Here is an 18,029-nt window from a genome sequence, read left to right as displayed (position 1 = left end):
CCATCGCGGCTGTTGGATTAAGCTTTCGTCTGCGCGCTTTTACGCTTACATCGCGAAAATGATCGACGGTTTCGGACGCAATATCGACTATTTACGGATATCGGTGACCGACCGGTGCAATTTTCGGTGCACCTATTGCATGCCGGAACAGCAAAGCTTTTTGCCGCATCGCGACCTGCTGACCTACGATGAAATCCTAGTTTTGGTGGAACGATTCATCGCGCATGGCATTCGCAAAATCCGTCTTACCGGCGGTGAACCGCTTGTGCGGCGCGACATCCATATCTTGATCGACGCCCTGGGTCAGCATGTACGCAACGGCGCACTCGACGAACTCACCATGACCACCAATGGTAGCCGACTGGAACAATTTGCCCCGTTGCTCGCGTCGGCGGGCATGAAAAGAATTAACGTCAGCCTCGACACATTGGATGCAGACGCCTGTCGCCGCATCAGCCGTGGTGGCGACCTTGATACGGTGTTGGCCGGTATCCATGCGGCGCGCGCGCACGGCATGGATGTAAAAATCAACATGGTCGCGCTAAAACAGCAAAACGAAGACGCGCTGTTGCCTATGGCGCATTTCTGCGCCGATCATGGGCTTGATCTCACTTTGATAGAAACCATGCCCTTGGGCGCGGGCGTTACAGAACGCGAAGAAACCTACATCTCGCTCGATGATTTTACGGCGCCACTGCGTGCACAATATGCGCTACATCCCCTCGCGCATAAAAGCGCCGGCCCTGCGCGTTATTGGCGCGTCGAACCATTGGGCCTTCGCCTTGGCCTCATCACACCCATGAGCCATAATTTCTGCGACCAATGTAACAGGATCCGCCTCACCACCGATGGTAAGATTTACATGTGCTTGGGTTCGGAGCTGCATGTCGATTTACGCAAGGCGCTGCGTGAGGACACGCTAACAGATGTTGATTATTTGCTTCAAAAGGCATTGCGGCTTAAACCCCAACGCCATGAATTTGAAACGCAGCTTGCGCAGCCTGATTTACGGCTCGCACGCCATATGAATGCAACAGGTGGATGAACCAAAATATGCAACTTGCGATCATCTCATCAGCTACCCCGCAAGCCCGTGAAGCCGAAGCGCTTTTGCGCGAAGTGCATGAATTTGTGCCGCTCGACAGCGCCGACGCGGTCATTGTGCTTGGGGGCGACGGGCACATGCTTCAGGTCTTACACCAATTATTGGAAAGCCGCCGCGATATTTCTGCATATGGCATGAACCGCGGCACCATTGGCTTTTTGATGAATAGCTGGGACGTGCATGACCTTCCCCGCCGCCTGCAACGCGCCAAGTCCTTTTCTGTCCGTCCGTTAACGGCGGACATAACCACGATCAGCGGCCAAAAATTCACATTGCCCGCTATTAACGAAGTTTCCCTGCTGCGCGAAACGCGTCAGGCGGCGAAGCTGGAAATTTCGGTCAATGGCAGGGCCGTCATCCCTGAGCTCATTTGTGACGGCATATTGGTTTCCACGCCCGCTGGCTCCACCGCGTATAATCTATCTGCCAATGGCCCCATTTTGCCGTTGGATTCGTCGTTGCTCGCTTTGACGCCGATCAGCCCCTTTCGGCCGCGGCGTTGGAAAGGCGCGATATTGCCGGACCGCTATGTCATCCGAATCAATGTCTTGGAGGCCAATAAAAGGCCGGTGAGCGCCGTCGCCGATCAACGCGAAATCCGGGATATTGCGCATGTCGAAGTGGCCTTGGACCGCAACCGCGCGCTTACTTTGTTGTTCGATCCAGAGCACGCCTTGGATGATCGCATTGCGATGGAACAATTTATTGTCTGAACGGGCAATGGGCGCTTGCCAAAAGCAAAAAAGCGCTGCTATAGGCGCGCCTCTGCCCGATCATATCGGGCTGTTCCCTGGTAGCTCAGTGGTAGAGCAGTTGACTGTTAATCAATTGGTCGGGGGTTCGAATCCCTCCCGGGGAGCCATTTTTCTGGCTAAGTAGATACTAAGAAGGCCCATGGGCCTGCCAGAGTAGCCGCAGCGCGGCATAGCCCACCAGCAACGCTGTCAGCACCCGTAACAGGCGTGGTGACAAATAGCGCATGCCGAACAGGCTGCCCAATTGTCCGCCCACCAATACAGCGCCAAGTAGCAGGCCATATTGCAGCGCAGGTTCCGCAAGCGAATGCACACCCGATTTCAATATTTGGCCCAGCAAGCCAGCGGCCGAGTTGATCAATATGTACAGCGACGCGAAGGCGGCGATACGCCGCGCTTCTGCCCAACGGATAAGGTGCAAGACCGGCGCCATGAATATGCCGCCACCAATGCCCGAGAGGCCCGCGAGTAAGCCCACCCCACCCGAAAGCGCCAGCAAAACCGGCTTTGGGACTGCGCGCGGCGTCATTTTATCCGCTTGGAGAAAGAGGGCGATTGCCGACGCTAACAACGCGCCACCCAAAATCGTCAGGAACACGACTTGTTTCAGCGGCACCAGCCCGCCTACGAAGGCCAGCGGCGCAGATACCATAAGCAAAGGCAGAACTTGCGGCCATGACACCAAGCCCGCACGCACAAAACGAATGCTGCCGCCGGTCACGACGATGATGTTACAGACAAGCGCAATCACCGGAATCAACCGGTAATCCAACCCCCATAAGGCAAGAAGCGCGGTGTACGTGGATCCACCGCCAAAACCAACGGACGCGTAAACAAAGGCGATAAGAGCGAAGAGGCTGGCCAGCCAGATCATCTTCGCTCCTCCCTCATCTCGTTATCAAAATGCACCGTGACAGTGCTTATATTTCTGCCCCGAACCGCATGGGCATGGGTCGTTGCGGCGCAGATCAGGGTCGCCTGCATACGGGTCGCTGCCACCAGCAGCCGCAGCTGGCCGCGGGATTTTTGTTGTGACCAACCCGAGAGAAGCGGCGTCGCTGTCGGCACTATTATCGTCACCTTTAAACGGGTCGATATGCGTCGTCAGGAAATCGGGCAGTTCCGGCAAATCTTGCGGAACAAATTCTTCCTCGGCGCGGAAATCATTGGTGGCGATGGTCTTGGTCACGCCTTCGCGGATGGCCGACAACATGCGCTCAAACAGGCCAAAGGCCTCTTGCTTATATTCGTTGACCGGGTTCTTCTGCGCATAAGCACGCAGGTAAATCACCTGTCGCAGGGCATCGAGCGTGGACAAATGCTCTTTCCAATGATGGTCGAGCGTTTGCAGCAAGATGCTTTTTTCGACCTGTCGCCAAATGGTTCCATCCAGCGCAGCGCTTTTCGCCTCAAACTTGGCGTTTGCCAATTCGGATATGCGGTTTTCGATCATTTCGGGCTCAAGACCGTCTTCTTGCAACCAGCTATCGATATCAGGGGTAAGCCCCAATACCTCTGCACATTTTTGCTTCAGACCCGCAACATCCCATTGCTCGGGATAGGTGCCTTCAGGACAGTGATCGCCGACAATATTGTTCACCGTATCGTTGAGCATATCTTCAATGATGTCGTCGACGGATTCTGCATCCATGATGTCGCTGCGTTGGTCATAAATAACCTTGCGCTGGTCGTTCATGACATTGTCATATTCGACCAGCTGTTTGCGGATATCATAGTTGCGCGCTTCTACCTTTTTCTGCGCGGTTTCAATGGCTTTCGATAACCATTTGCCACCAATCGCCTCGCCGTCTTCAAGGCTGGAGTTCATCATTTTGGAGAACAGAGTTTCGGACCCAAAAATACGCAAAAGATCATCGTCTAGCGACAAATAGAAGCGGGAAAGACCTGGATCGCCCTGACGCCCCGAACGGCCGCGCAGCTGGTTATCGATACGGCGGCTTTCATGGCGTTCTGTCGCAAGAACGAACAATCCGCCAGCTTCGATAACCTTTGCTTTTTCGGCAGCAATTTCAGCTTGCAAAGCCGCTATGGCGGCATCGCGCGCCTTCCCCTCGGGCATGTCGCGCAATTCGTCGTTCAACCGGAATTCAAAGTTACCGCCCAACTGAATATCGGTACCGCGACCCGCCATGTTGGTGGCGATGGTAACGCTGCCCAAGCGGCCAGCTTGCGCAACAATATGCGCCTCGCTTTCGTGGAAGCGGGCATTCAAAACGCTGTGCTTTACGCCTTCTTTTTCTAAGAACTCAGCGAGTAACTCGGATTTTTCAATCGACACCGTGCCGACCAAAACGGGCTGACCGCGATCATTGGCCTCTTTAATGGTCTTGGCGATGGCACCGAATTTATCTTGCGTGTTTTTGTAGAACTGGTCGTTCTCATCCACGCGCTGAACGGGCAGATTGGTTGGTATTTCAACAACGTTGAGCTTGTAGATTTCATGAAACTCACCGGCTTCGGTCGCCGCGGTGCCCGTCATCCCAGACAATTTGGGATACATGCGGAAATAATTTTGGAACGTAATGGTCGCCAGCGTCTGGTTTTCAGGCTCAATATCGACGCCTTCCTTGGCTTCGACCGCTTGGTGCAAGCCATTGGACCAGCGACGCCCATCCATCATGCGCCCGGTGAATTCGTCGATGATGATGACCTTGCCATCCTTGACGATGTAATCAATGTCGCGCTTGAACATCACATTGGCTTTGAGCGCCTGGTCGAGATGGTGCACGACCAAAGTATTCTCATAATCATACAGATTAGAACCGGTCAGCAAGCCAGCGTCCTCAAGCAGACGCTCTACCTTCTCGGTGCCGTCTTCGGTCAGCGTGACATTGCGGCTCTTTTCGTCCTTGTCATAATCGCCCGCGTCCAACTGGAGCACGACGGCGTGAACCTGCATATAGAGTTCGGATTTATCGTCGGTCGGGCCCGAAATAATCAACGGCGTCCGTGCTTCATCGACCAAGATCGAATCGACTTCATCAACGATTGCGAAGTTGAACGGGCGCTGCACCATTTGCGCGCGCTCATATTTCATATTGTCGCGCAAATAATCGAAACCAAGTTCGTTGTTCGTCGCATATGTAATATCGCATGCATACGCGTCGCGGCGCTCATTTTCCGCGATGTTTGGAACGACTATACCCGTGGTCAGGCCAAGGAAACCGTAAATCTTACCCATCCATTCCGCGTCACGGCGGGCCAGATAGTCGTTGACGGTGACAACATGGACGCCCTTGCCTTCAATCGCGTTCAGGTAGCATGCCAATGTTTCGGTTAAGGTTTTACCTTCACCTGTGCGCATTTCGGCGATTTCGCCGCGATGCAAAACAATACCGCCGACCATCTGTACATCGAAGTGACGCATACCCATGACGCGCTTTGATGCTTCGCGCACAGTCGCAAACGCCTCAGGCAGGATATCGTCAAGCGTTTCGCCTGCGACCAAGCGGTCACGGAAAATCTGCGTTTGCCCCTTTAGGCGATCGTCGTCCATCGCGGAAATGTCGACTTCAAGCGCATTGATCTTATCAACGATCTTCATGATCGATTTGACGTAACGGTCGTTCGACGACCCGAATATGGCTTTGGCAAATCCGCCGAGCATGGATAATTCCTTCAAAATATTTGGGAGACGCGCACAAGTGGCGCGCATTAGGTAGCTATGGGACGCACCCCAAAGGGGCGCAGAAAGCCTAACCTAAGATGATATCATGCCGGCCAACCGGCGTATCTGGCGTTACAACAGCCGGGTTCGCTGCACCAAAAGCCGGGGAAAGTGACGCCCGCATATTCGCAGTCTCACGGACCACGGGCTCAGCAGCGGCAACAGCCTCAAACGCCGCGGCAGCAACATAAGCTTGCGCAACCGCCGTATCCACTGACGCAGACGACGAGGAAAGCGGACGCGCCGCCTCCGCAGCGGAAAATCCGCTCATCATTGCCAGTATATAAATCAGTAAACGCATATTTTGCCCTATGAGGTGCTACAAAGCATATAGGGACACAAAACCCCTGCGTCTATCCCGAAGCGCGTTGCCTGACGTGCATTGCCGGTTGCGCCAATTGCGGCCAACAGATAAACAAAATGCAACATTTACACGCCCTCCATAAATTCTCAAAAATATTACAAGGTTACAGATACTTGTCTAGCACTTCTCCACTCGCCATCCCTTTTCCTGTCATGCCCGACATTGCTGGCGCGACGCCGCGTGTTGCGCGTGCGCGGTATAAGGATTGGGACCGCTGTGACTTGAGCTATGTGACGTTTGACGAAGGGACAACGGTCGCAGGCGTGACGACACAAAATCTGTGCTGTTCCGCTGAGGTTGATCTATGCCGCGCGCATTTGCCGCATGGCCGTGCGCGTGCGCTGGTGGTGAATGCGGGCAATAGCAACGCCTTCACTGGGCAGCGGGGCAAGGATGCGGTGGACGCAATTACAGGCCAAGTGGCCGGGCATTTGAACTGCGACGCGACGGAAATATTCGTGTCTTCAACCGGTGTCATTGGCGTTCCTTTACCCATCGACAAGGCGCAGGCTGGTCTTCAAGCGGCTTTTGATGCTGCACCATGCAGCTGGGAAGATGTGACGCATGGCATCGGCACCACCGACACCTTTGCCAAGGGCGCAACGGCCAGCGCGATGGTGGATGGCCGCAAGGTGCAGATCGTCGGCATTATCAAGGGTTCAGGCATGATCGCGCCGGACATGGCGACGATGCTGGGATATATCTTCACCGACGCAGCCGTTGACGCGGCTTTCTTACAACAGCTTTTGTCTGCCGCCAATCAATCGAGCTTTAGCTGCATTACCGTGGACAGCGACACATCAACCAGCGACACGGTACTCGCCTTTGCCACAGGCAAGGCAGGCAATGTACGATTGACATCTTTCGATGATGTTGGCGCAGATGCCTTTGCAGCGGCGCTGAACGATGTCTGTCGTCAATTGGCGCATCTGGTGGTGCGGGATGGCGAAGGGGCGCAGAAGTTTATTGAAATTCAGGTTAGCGGCGCAACGAACGACGACAGTGCGCGGCGCATCGGGTTAGCGATTGCCAATTCGCCCTTGGTCAAAACAGCGATTGCGGGTGAGGATGCCAATTGGGGTCGCGTGGTCATGGCGGTTGGTAAAGCCGGCGAGCCTGCAAACCGCGACACGCTTTCCATCCGCTTTGGTGCGACGTTGGTTGCGCGCAATGGATTGGCCGTGGCCGATTATGATGAAGCGCCAGTCGCGCGTCACCTAAAGCAAAAAGAAATCGAAATCGGCGTTGATCTCGGCCTTGGGTCGGGGCACGCCACAGTGTGGACGTGCGACCTAACCCACGGTTACATCAGCATCAACGCCGATTATCGCAGCTAGGGTCAGGACCACTAAGCCTGGGCTTTGCCGCCTTGCACTGAACACAATGGCCTCAAACCGCGAAGGTGGATTTAAGTGGTCCTGACCCTAAAGCGCGGCTTCGAGCCAGCTTTTCAATTGTGCCTTGGGCGCGGCGCCGACCTTGGTATCGGCAATTTCCCCGCCTTTGAACAGGATCATCGTCGGAATCCCGCGCACGCCATATTTGGCAGGCGTATCGGGGTGGTCATCAATGTTCAGCTTCACAATCTCGACCTGTCCGGCCAGCTCTTCGCTGATTTCTTCGAGGCTTGGGCCAATCATCTTACATGGGCCGCACCATTCGGCCCAGAAATCGACCAATACGGGTTTACCTGATGACAGAACGGTTGCGGCGAAATCATTGTCGCCAACGGTTTTGGTAGCCATGTTAATCTCCTTTGTTAGGTCCCATGTATTGCCGCTGCGGGGGGCTGACAAGGACCATGCGCAATAGTTTTACTTATCCGGTCAAGAGGCGGGGTAATAAGGTGCCAAGATGTCGTCAGAAAGCGTGATGAAGCGCGGCGCATAAGTGAACAGTAGAGACACCTCAACACGCGACGCTGGGAAGATTGTCTGCAGTGTCGCACGATAATGCGCCATTTGTCGCAAATATGCGGCAGGCACGCCGTTTTCATCCTGCGGCACTTGCCGGCCTGTCTTGAAATCGATGGCGCGCACCAAATCTGGCTCAACCAGCAAACGGTCAATCCGTCCGTTGATGACCGTTTCGCCAACGACAGCGACCAACGGCACCTCCGCACGGGCGCAAGGACCAAAGAACGCGGCCCATTGCGGATCGCCGACGATAGCGCGCACCTCGGCCATCAGTTGCGGCAGGTCAATGTCATGATCAGGCGTCTGCGCAGCTAAATATTGTTCCGCCTTTTGCAGGGATGCATCGTCAGTGATGCGTTCCAATACTGCATGGATCAGCTTGCCACGTTCCGCCGCCTTGCGCATGGCCGCAATCGCCGGCGCGTCACCATAATCGTCATCATCCAGACGCGACGGGACTAACGGACGCGGGGGACGTTGCTCCGCTGGTGCTGGCGCAAAAAGCCAATGCGGCAGGCTATGGGGAGCCTCGGATGATGCAGACCGCGTCGTGCTGCCCTCTGGGGGCGTCAAGGAGGCACCCTGAAGCCCAACATGGCGCATCACCCTGCCCCAGCGCGGCTCATCCTCCCAATCGCACCCGAGCGCCGCCATGCCCCGTTGCAGAAGCGCGCACCAGCTTTCGACTGGCGCCTCTCCCTTGCGGCTAATGCCCAAGGATCCGGCCATGATGAGCCGTTCCTCGGCCCGCGTAATCGCAACGTAGAGCAAACGCTTATGCTCCTGAAGCTCGCGAGTCTTTTGCATATCGACAATATCTTGCAGCCGCCCGGATTTTTCGGCCTTGCGAATAGGCAATAACGGCGTGCGATGCCCCTCATCCATCAACAGCTCGACAGAATGGTCGGGTTTCTTGGTCGGGTCAGATGTGATGTCGGCCAGAATGACCACCGGCGCCTGCAAGCCCTTGGCACCATGGACGGTCATAATCCTGACTTCTTGGCTGCTGCTGTCACCCTCGCGTTTGATTTCGGTGTCGCCATGGTCAAACCATGCAATGAACTTTTGCAGACCGCCGCCTTGTTGCTGTTCAAACTGCAGCGCGGAATTCAGCATTTCCTCGATAGGTACCAGTATCTCACTACCCAACCGCGCAGTGAACTTACGCCGCGCGCCGATTGGGCCAGACAAGATTTGCTCAAGGAAATGATAGACCGTCGTAAAATCGGCCATCGCCAACATGAGGCGCAACGGAGCGATCTGTTGCTCAAGCTCTGGCCGGTCACGAATATGCTGCCACAGGCTGCCGGTGCGGTCGCCGACATAGCCATATTGGAGCAACGTGTCTTGCGACCAGCCAATGATTGGGGAGACCAATACACAAGCGAGGCTAAAATCATCATTGGGCTGCAGCACAAATTTGATGGCAGCGAGCAAATCTTGCACCACCAACGGTTGCAACAACCGAAGCCGGTCGACACCCGCAACAGGCACATTGCGTTCATGCAATTGCGCCACCAGCATCGACGCCATGTCGCCACGGCTACGCAACAGGAACATTATATCGCCGGGTTCAAGCGGGCGGCCTTTGCTGACCAGCCATGGCTTCGCGTCGATAAGCGCCTTTACATGATCCGACAATTTTTCCGCCAGCGCGCGCTTTTCGTCGCTGAACCAATCCTCTTCTTCGTCCGAGCTGCCATCCTCTTGCCCATCGGGCTGGGCGGATATGGGTTCAAAGAGCTCGACCATGCCGACAGCCGGCTTATCGCTATAATGCGCGGCTATTTCACCGCTTATGCCAAAGCTTTCAGGACCAGATTCTTCGATAACGGCATTCACAAAATCAAGGATGGGCGGCGTCGAACGAAAGCTTTGTGATAAGGTCAGCTGGTTTAACGTGGATCCCGATTTACCGATCCGCTCGGCAAAATATACGCCCGCTGCTGCATAACGTTCGGGGGCCGTACCTTGGAACCCGTAAATGGCTTGCTTGAAATCGCCCACCGAGAACAAGGTGCGCGTCTTATCGGGCTTCACAGCCATGCCACTATAAAAATCATCGCTGAGCGCGCTGATGATATCCCACTGCGCGGCGTTGGTATCCTGCGCCTCGTCGACCAGTATGTGATCAATCTGTCGATCAAGCTTAAACCGCACCCAATCCGCCATTTGTCCATGTTGCAGCAACGCTGCCGTGCGCCGGATCATGTCATCAAAATCAACCGCGCCAAGCGCGTGTTTCGCCTTGCTATATTGGGCCGCAAATTCCTTGCCCACCAACAAAGCCCGCGCCAGCCTATCGGCATATTGCGCGCGTACCACCTGCCCCATCAACTGGTTGGTCCAATCGAACATCTTCGATGCGAGTGCCTTATAGTCGTCGTTTAGCGGGGTATGGTTCTGGGACGCATTCAGAACCTCACCCTTGGCAGTTGACCAGCAGCCATGCAGCTCCGTAAATGAAGCAGCCCGTTCGGCGGGCGAACGCGACAGCCAGTCTTGAAGCAGCGCCGCGCGCTTGCCACCCCGGCTATCAGCTTTGTTTTTGCCCCATATAAGATTGGCGTCGATGACGGATTGCAGATCCGCGCGCGGGATTTGTGCGTCGGCGAATTCACCTGCCAAGTTATCTTCCGCAGAACCCGAAAAGCTGACATCTGCCAACCGCCGTGCCCAGATCACGGCCCCCGCATCATCGGGAATTGCGGCCATCACATCGGGCGCAGCCGCGGTACGATGCAAGAAGCGCAAGGCGCCCTCCTCACCCATGTTGAGGCTCAATTCTTGCAAATTGGTAATGATCTTGAGGTCGCCGCGCGCTTCGGCGTCCATAACTAAGTTCGCAAGCGCCGTATCGAGCAATTCGCTCTGTTCGCGGCCTTCAATTGGCTTGAAGCCCGGCACGAGGCCAGCTTCTTCGGGAAAGCTACCGAGAAGCGATTGGCAGAAGCTATGGATGGTCAAAATCTGCAACCCGCCGCCGGGCGCATCCAGCACCTTGGCGAACAATTGCCGCGCTTTCTTGCGGGCTTCGGGACCGTAATCTGCGCCAATGGCTTGTAAGTCATTACCAAGCGCCGTGCCGTCCATCTGCACCCAAGTTGCCAGCAGCTGATTGATGCGGTCCGCCATTTCGGACGCGCCAGCCTTGGTAAAGGTGATGCACAGCAAATTTTCGGGCTCGACGTCATTTTCCAGCAACAACCGAATGACGCGCGCCGTGAGCACTTGCGTTTTACCCGTCCCTGCCGACGCGCTCAGCCAGATATTGTCGCGCGGCACAACGGCGCTGCTTTGCGCAGCGATTAACGGGTGCAGCTTTTTGGGTTCTGCACTCATGCCGCATCCTCGATTATTGCCTGACGCCCATTCCATTCCTGCAAGCGCATCAATTGGTCATAATCGCCGTAGAGAGCAAATTCGGGATGCAGCTTTGCGGTAAAGGGCGCGTCACCTAATATCCACTTGCTGATCGCGGCTTCTGCTTGCTCGACAGCAAAAGCGACGAAGTCGTCGGGTTCAGGCTTTTTATCGGACGCACGTGTGCTTGTCGGAGCAACAATATGCCCAAAAACTTCCTTTTTCTTGGCAAGGCTCCAATATTCGAAATGGCTCGCCTTGCCGGACACGCCCTTGATGGCAAGCTGTTCCGCCATATAACCAATAAGGCCCAATTGCAGCGCGAAGCCCGCGTTAATCTGCTTAGTCGATGGCGGCATACCGGTTTTATAGTCAATGATGACCAAGTCGCCATCGGCAGTACGATCAATACGGTCAACCCGTCCCTTGACGGCGATCCCTTTGAGATGAACCGTACCGGGTTGTTCAGCAACCGCGACTTCGCGACCTTGTTCGGTAATGAAGCGTCGGGTTTCGTCCGCCACCCAGCGCAAGCCAGCAGCAATGCGTGGTTGCCATAAGGCACGCAGCAACGGGTCAGCAGCCTCCTGCGCCAACAATGCATCAGCACGGGCAACAAGCTTATCGACCGCGCATTGGTCGTGGGTGAACCATTTTTCCAAAATCTCGTGCACCAGGCTGCCGCGCCACGCGTAGCTGGGTTCGGCATCGACCTTTTCCAGCACCGGAAGGCCAAGAATACGCTTGGCGTAAAAAGAATAAGGGTCAGATTTCAACTGGTCGAAATCGGTAACGGACAAGGAAACCAGACGTTGTTCGGCATTTGGCATCGGCACTGGCCGTTCGGCAAAGCGCTCTTTTCTTTCGGGACGATCCAGCGCGTCTGCCCACATCAACAGTTCATCATCAACCTCAAGCGTCTCACCCATCAGCGCTTTGATCCGCAACAAAAAGCGTGACGCGACCGTTGGCCCGCCGCGGTCGCGCCGCGCACGCGTGAGCAATACCTCTTGCGCGCCCAATGCTGTCGCCAGATCATGCGCCGACAGACCAATATTCCGATCCAATGTCGGCAACTTCAAATGCCGCCTTATGGCTGGCGCCAACCAAGGATCGGGCTGCGCAATTTGCGGCCATGTACCCTCGTTCAGGCCTGAACAAATCAACATGTCTGCCTGTTGCAGGCGCGCCTCTAACAAACCGTAAATCGCGACACGCGGGTGCCCACCATAAGGCGGGCGGACCACTGCGCCGGAGAAAATTTCCTTAAAAGTCGCGACCAAGCCTGTCGCATCGGCACGGCCAAATGTGGAGAGATCGCTGGCGGTTACGTCCTCCCAGTTGCGCGTCAGTTCGCGGCCACTTGCGCCGCGCCAGATACCCCCATCGGTAAGCGCTGTTGCAACATCGCGAAGCGATGCCAGAACATTCTCAAATGGTTGACCATCGGCACTCTCTAGCGGTGACAACAGCGTGGCAAAACCAGTCCACCATGCGATAAGCGCTTCATTCGGGTTACGCGCAGCCTGTAACCGTCGTGTGATTGCCAAAAGCCCAATGCCGCTGGCAGTGCCGCGCAAGGCAAGATCAAGCTGCCGCACATGGCCCAGCCAGTCGAGCCTTTCCGTGCCCGCAAACACCAATGGATGCTTGGCAATCGCCAATATGCTCGACGCAGAAAAGCGGCCAGAAATGGCATCTACAAGCGCCAGCATCAGCGTGCCCGGCGGTGTTTGCAGCAAGGGTATACCCGCGCTGTCATCCACTTCTATGCCCCATCTATGCAACTGCCCAGCGACCCGCACCGCCAATTCGCGATCGGGCGTAATCAGGGCGACGCGCTTTCCGGTAACCTCCAGCGCGCCCCTTATGCGCAAGGCGATGGCCTTTGCCTCTTGGGCGCTATCTTCGGCTTCCAGCCATTTTGCATGCGGCAGGCTTTTGCGGGTCGGCGGCAGCTCCTGCCAATATATGCTATGTTCCGGCAGGCAGAATATCTCGGAAATCGCAACGGCCTCTGGCGCCGATGAGGCGGTTGGGAGGACGTCAATCTCGCTGCGGTCGATGCCCATGAGTTCAAGCAAATGCTTTAAGTGAAACTGCGGATGGACCTCCACATTGCGACGCCGTGCAAAGCTGGGGCTGTCATCGGTGGACGGTGATAGATCATCCCAACGCGCGTCAGGTAATTCAAGGTCAACGCCCGGCAAGATGACGTGTCCATTCGGCAGACGTGCGACACGGCGCAGAACGCGGGCCACAGCCTTTGCAGAGGTTGTGATCCCCACCGCTATGATCGGAGCTTCACCGGCATTTTGTGCTAAACGATGCTCAAGCGCCGCGAGTAAATGGTTGCGGCGTTCGGCAGGGCCCATTAATTTGCGCGCGGTTAACGCGGCGCGATAAGCCGGCAATATCTGCAAAAGCCGCGCATAAGCGCTTTGCCAATGTCCGGCCAGATCAGCCTCGATTTTGATATCTGCGAATTGCGAAAAATCGATGAGATCAACCTCAAGCGCATCGATTAATTCTGCCAATTTGCGGGCAAGTCGTAACGCTTCGGCAGGCGAAAGTGGGGCTCCACTGGACTGGTGGTCTTGAAAGAGTTTTGCCAAAAGCATCAGCCGTTCAAACGGGGCAATAGCTGGCCATAGCGCGCTGCCCGCGTCGATGGGGTCAAGCATCGGCCCCAAGGCTTCGTCCAATTGCATGTCACCAACGGCAACCATGCGCGGCAACAGCATACCCGGTGCCGCTTGCCGGACAAATGCCTCGGTCATGGCCTTGATTGCCCGGTTATTCGGCAAAAGCAGTATGTTGTTGCTGATCGCAAGCGGGTCAGCACCCGCCGATTTTATTATCCACTGCGCGGTTACATCGCATAGGTCATTGCCCAGCGGCACATTGTACACATGCGCACGCGGGGCCGAACCTTCATTCTCCATATTGTTCCGCCAACTTCGCTTCCGTTGCTGCAATAGCCGCGGGATAGCCAACGTCAAACCACAGCCCGTCATGAACCAAGCCGATGCAACGGCCTTGGGCTATTGCGCGATCCCAAAATATATTAGTTGAAAACACGTCCGCAGGCGGATCAACAATGAGGCGCTTCGACAGCATCTGAATGCCAGTCCACACATAAGACGCAGGCGCGTCCCCTTGGCGACGCGACAGGCGGCCGTCTGCATCCATGTTAAAATCACCAATGCCTTGGCTGTTATACGCGGTCTTTAGGGGGATGAGGAGCATGAGAACGTCCATGCGGGCATCATCCCAATGCGCCATCAGCTGCGAAATTGCATTTTCGCCACCGTTGGTCCACCAATTGTCCGCATTGACGCAAATAAAAGGATCATCCGAAATAAGCGGCAGCGCGTGCACCAAACCGCCGCCAGTGTCGCGCAACACATCGCGCTCGTCCGATATGCGCACATCCAAGTCCGCCGCAGAAGCAGCCAAATGTTGCTCAACCTGTTCCGCAAAATAATGGACGTTGACGACGATCTTGCCGATGCCCGCATCGCGTAGATGATCGAGCACATGATCCAGCAATGCAATACCGCCCACCTCGATCAAAGGCTTTGGCCGGTCGGCAGTCAGGGGCATCATACGCGTCCCCTTCCCCGCCGCCATGATCATCGCTGTATCCACATGCTTAACCATCGATGTTTAATTCCGCAGGCATTTTATTGCGCACACCCGATGGGATGTGCGTGTCGAACCAGCGTTTAACCGGCGCAAGGTCGGGATGCGCTAAGTCGCGCTCCAGCAGCCCCCACATGCGTGGCAAGAAAGACAAATAACGCTCCTTGCCATCGCGCTTCCATAGCCGGGTAAATATGCCGATGATCTTAGTATTCCGTTGCGCACCCAATAAAGCATAATGCGCCGCAAAATCGGCACCGGGCGTTGCCGCATTGTTATAATATGCCAGCATTTCCGCCTCAAGCGCGGGCGAAACATCGCGTCGTGCATCTTGCAGCAAGGACACAAGATCATAGGCTGGATGACCGACCAGAGCGTCCTGAAAATCGATTATTCCCTGCTGTCCATCATCCAGTAGCATGATGTTTTCGGCGTGGTAATCGCGCAGCACTGTGACCTTTTGATAATCCGCCAGCGGGGCCAGAGCATCGGTCCAGACTTGGTCAAATTCGTGCGCATCAAATGATAATCCCATGGCGGGCATGTACCATTCGGACAGCAACTGTACTTCGCGCATATAGGTCGCCATGTCATAGGCTTGCGCTTGCACCGCAGGCGTCTGCGCCAAACGAACAATGGCATCAATCGCCGCACGATAGACTGCGGCCTCATCTTCGGGATGTTCGTCCAGATGCTCCCGCATCCGCCGGTCGCCAAAATCCTCGATCAGCAACAGGCCGCGGGTCAGGTCGGTGGCAAAAATTTCGGGTGCGCGAAATTGATGCCCGTTCAAATATTGCGCAATATGAAGAAATGGCCGCGGATCCTCATGCGGTGGCGGCGCATCCATCAAAATCGCCTTGCCGCGTGTGGCGGACACGACGCGGAAATAGCGACGGAAGGACGCATCACCTGCAACCGGCGCCAATTGCGCGCCTTCCCAGCCATGCAGCTTTAGAAATTCGTCCAAACCAGCGGGCGGCGCCATGTTAATTATTTGTGTCATCATTATCCATTTTAAAAGTCAGTATGCGGCTTCCGTCGGCTTGCGGCGCTATGTCGATAACATGGCTTGGCACCACATAGGCTGCACCAAAGCGTTCGGCCCACTCAACGAGCGTGATGCGTTCACTGCGTTCGTCTGCCAGCCCCAGTTCGTCCAATTCGTCAGCATTGTCCAAGCGATACAAATCGACATGGGCAACGGCAACCAAAACATCTGGTGGATCATAGCTGTGGACGATGGCGTAAGACGGGCTGGCGACTTCGCCTTTAAAACCAAGGCCCGCCAATATGCCTGCGCATAATACAGTTTTGCCTGCACCAAGCGGGCCGTTAATCGCGACCCAATCTGATGCCTTTAAGCTTTGCGCAAGCGACTGGCCAAAGGCGCGCATATCCTCGTCGGTTGCAATGTTCATTTCTTTGGTAGCGCCATGCTGATTATCATTCCTGCACCTTTTGCAGAATGAAAATGAAAAGTGCCAGCATGCAATGCAATTATTTTTGGGCCAAGGGCAAAGCAAGCATTCGCTCGGGTCGCGTAAAGAAAAAGCCCGCCACGTTTCCGCAGCAGGCTTTCTTTTCATCACACAGTGTAGCGTGATTAATAGCGATAATGGTCTGGTTTGAAAGGACCTTCTGTCGATACGCCGATATATCCAGCCTGCTTGTCGGTCAGCTTGGTCAACTTCACGCCGAGCTTTTCAAGATGCAGCGTCGCGACCTTCTCATCGAGATGCTTTGGCAGAACATAGACTTGGTTCTTATAATTGTCGCCGTTGGTCCAAAGCTCGATTTGCGCGAGCACTTGGTTGGTAAAGCTTGCCGACATCACAAAACTTGGATGTCCAGTTGCACAACCCAAATTCACCAAGCGGCCCTTTGCAAGGACGATGATCTGCTTTCCGTCCGGGAACTGAACGAGATCGGTTCCTGGCTTCACTTCGGTCCAGCTATAATTTGAGAGCGCGGCGATTTGAATTTCACTGTCAAAGTGACCGATGTTGCATACGATGCTCATGGGTTTCATATTCATCATATGCTCGGCGGTGATAACGTCAGCATTGCCGGTCGCTGTGCAGAAAATATCCGCGCGCTGCACGGCTTCTTCCATTGTCACAACTTCAAAGCCTTCCATCGCGGCCTGCAGCGCGCAGATCGGATCGACTTCGGTAACCATCACGCGCGCGCCGCCATTGCGGAGCGACTGCGCCGAACCCTTACCCACATCGCCAAAACCGGCAACGCATGCAACCTTACCGGCGAGCATGACGTCGGTGGCGCGACGGATAGCGTCTACGAGAGACTCCTTGCAGCCATAAAGATTGTCGAACTTCGACTTCGTTACGCTGTCATTGACGTTGATGGCAGGGAAAGGCAGCTCGCCTTTCTTCGCGATTTCGTACAAGCGATGAACGCCCGTGGTGGTTTCCTCCGAAACGCCCTTCAAATTTTTGACCGTTTGCGTGAGATAGCCTGGCTTCTTGGCGACAAATGCCTTCAAAGCGCGCTGGAATTCGACTTCTTCTTCATTCTCTGGCTCGCCAAAGCTTTCACCGCGCTCAAGCCGTGCGCCCCACAACGCAAACATCGTGGCGTCGCCGCCATCATCGAGGATGATGTTCGCGGTAGTTTCGTCGCCCCAATCGAAGATGCGGCCGACATAATCCCAATAATCGGCAAGGCTTTCGCCCTTTACGGCAAACACAGGAATGTTCTGCGCGGCAATGGCAGCTGCGGCATGGTCTTGTGTTGAGAAAATGTTGCAGGTTGCCCAACGCACGTCCGCACCCAGCGCAGTCAGCGTTTCGATAAGCACCGCAGTCTGAATCGTCATGTGCAACGAACCAACAATGCGCGCGCCCTTTAACGGCTGTGACGCACCAAATTCATCGCGCAACGCCATAAGGCCGGGCATTTCGGTTTCGGCAATATTGATTTCTTTACGGCCAAAATCGGCCTCGCCGATATCGGCAATGACATAATCGTTGAAAGCCACGGGCTTAGTCTCCGGGAGGTTTTAGATGATGGGAGCCCTTAACGGCGGATTTCGCGAAAATCAAATATAAAGATTGCTTTATATGATTGGGCATCATGTCACCCAATTGCGAGTACAGCGTACCGACTTATCATTGGCCGCAGAAATTGGTCCGTCAATCAACGGCCACTTGACTTGGCACAATTGGTCCCA

13 protein-coding genes and 1 tRNA gene are annotated in these 18,029 nt (G+C 55.2%); 4 read left to right on the top strand and 10 right to left on the bottom strand.

The window, feature by feature from the left end; all coding sequences use genetic code 11:
* Nucleotides 1-58: 58 nt before the first annotated feature.
* From moaA to ACILP4_RS01520, 3 genes are all read left to right on the top strand, one after another.
* Entirely contained in the window at nucleotides 59-1,045 is a 987-nt protein-coding gene (gene moaA, locus ACILP4_RS01530; protein ID WP_395618991.1) for a GTP 3',8-cyclase MoaA, read from the top strand.
* Entirely contained in the window at nucleotides 1,042-1,818 is a 777-nt protein-coding gene (locus tag ACILP4_RS01525) for an NAD kinase (protein ID WP_395618990.1), read from the top strand. The genes moaA and ACILP4_RS01525 overlap by 4 nt, the downstream gene beginning before the upstream one ends.
* Before the next feature lie 74 nt (nucleotides 1,819-1,892).
* Nucleotides 1,893-1,967 (top strand) — tRNA-Asn (locus ACILP4_RS01520).
* A 20-nt stretch (nucleotides 1,968-1,987) separates the two neighbouring features.
* Here ACILP4_RS01520 and ACILP4_RS01515 read toward each other — a convergent pair.
* From ACILP4_RS01515 to ACILP4_RS01505, 3 genes are all read right to left on the bottom strand, one after another.
* Nucleotides 1,988-2,734, bottom strand: coding sequence for a sulfite exporter TauE/SafE family protein (locus ACILP4_RS01515; protein ID WP_395618989.1), 747 nt, complete (start codon nucleotides 2,732-2,734; stop codon nucleotides 1,988-1,990).
* 24 nt (nucleotides 2,735-2,758) lie between these two features.
* On the bottom strand, nucleotides 2,759-5,488 hold the full coding sequence (gene secA, locus ACILP4_RS01510; RefSeq protein ID WP_395618988.1) for a preprotein translocase subunit SecA: 2,730 nt from the start codon (nucleotides 5,486-5,488) through the stop codon (nucleotides 2,759-2,761).
* A gap of 88 nt (nucleotides 5,489-5,576) precedes the next feature.
* Nucleotides 5,577-5,849, bottom strand: coding sequence for a hypothetical protein (locus tag ACILP4_RS01505; protein WP_395618987.1), 273 nt, complete (start codon nucleotides 5,847-5,849; stop codon nucleotides 5,577-5,579).
* A 176-nt stretch (nucleotides 5,850-6,025) separates the two neighbouring features.
* Here ACILP4_RS01505 and argJ point away from each other — a divergent pair, with 176 nt between their 5' ends.
* Nucleotides 6,026-7,249: a bifunctional glutamate N-acetyltransferase/amino-acid acetyltransferase ArgJ gene (gene argJ, locus ACILP4_RS01500; protein ID WP_395618986.1), complete on the top strand. Its 1,224-nt coding sequence runs from the start codon at nucleotides 6,026-6,028 to the stop codon at nucleotides 7,247-7,249.
* 87 nt (nucleotides 7,250-7,336) lie between these two features.
* Here the strand turns inward: argJ and trxA are convergent, their stop codons facing one another.
* The 7 genes from trxA to ahcY all read right to left on the bottom strand — a co-directional run bounded on the left by trxA (nucleotide 7,337) and on the right by ahcY (nucleotide 17,837).
* The gene (trxA, locus tag ACILP4_RS01495) at nucleotides 7,337-7,657 is read right to left on the bottom strand and encodes a thioredoxin (RefSeq protein ID WP_395618985.1); all 321 of its coding nucleotides are present in this window, start codon (nucleotides 7,655-7,657) and stop codon (nucleotides 7,337-7,339) included.
* Between the two features lie 81 nt (nucleotides 7,658-7,738).
* Nucleotides 7,739-11,170 carry a double-strand break repair helicase AddA gene (gene addA / locus ACILP4_RS01490; RefSeq protein ID WP_395618984.1) on the bottom strand — a complete coding sequence of 1,144 codons (3,432 nt, stop codon included), beginning with the start codon at nucleotides 11,168-11,170 and terminating at the stop codon, nucleotides 7,739-7,741.
* Nucleotides 11,167-14,136, bottom strand: coding sequence for a double-strand break repair protein AddB (gene addB / locus ACILP4_RS01485; protein ID WP_395618983.1), 2,970 nt, complete (start codon nucleotides 14,134-14,136; stop codon nucleotides 11,167-11,169). The genes addA and addB overlap by 4 nt, the downstream gene beginning before the upstream one ends.
* Nucleotides 14,126-14,854: a nucleotidyltransferase family protein gene (locus ACILP4_RS01480; RefSeq protein WP_395618982.1), complete on the bottom strand. Its 729-nt coding sequence runs from the start codon at nucleotides 14,852-14,854 to the stop codon at nucleotides 14,126-14,128. The genes addB and ACILP4_RS01480 overlap by 11 nt, the downstream gene beginning before the upstream one ends.
* Nucleotides 14,847-15,824 (bottom strand): aminoglycoside phosphotransferase family protein, encoded by a 978-nt coding sequence (locus ACILP4_RS01475; RefSeq protein WP_395619027.1) that lies wholly within the window; start codon nucleotides 15,822-15,824, stop codon nucleotides 14,847-14,849. Before ACILP4_RS01475 ends, ACILP4_RS01480 begins: the two co-directional genes overlap by 8 nt.
* 1 nt (nucleotide 15,825) lies before the next feature.
* Entirely contained in the window at nucleotides 15,826-16,257 is a 432-nt protein-coding gene (gene tsaE / locus ACILP4_RS01470) for a tRNA (adenosine(37)-N6)-threonylcarbamoyltransferase complex ATPase subunit type 1 TsaE (RefSeq protein WP_395618981.1), read from the bottom strand.
* A 185-nt stretch (nucleotides 16,258-16,442) separates the two neighbouring features.
* Nucleotides 16,443-17,837, bottom strand: a complete 1,395-nt coding sequence (gene ahcY / locus ACILP4_RS01465) for an adenosylhomocysteinase (RefSeq protein ID WP_395618980.1) — start codon at nucleotides 17,835-17,837, stop codon at nucleotides 16,443-16,445.
* Nucleotides 17,838-18,029 lie beyond the last annotated feature (192 nt).

The organism is Sphingorhabdus sp. (assembly GCF_044239045.1).
Lineage (GTDB): Bacteria > Pseudomonadota > Alphaproteobacteria > Sphingomonadales > Sphingomonadaceae > Sphingorhabdus_B.
Note: the sequence above shows the minus strand (reverse complement) of the source record. Positions and strands in the feature narration are given on the sequence as shown.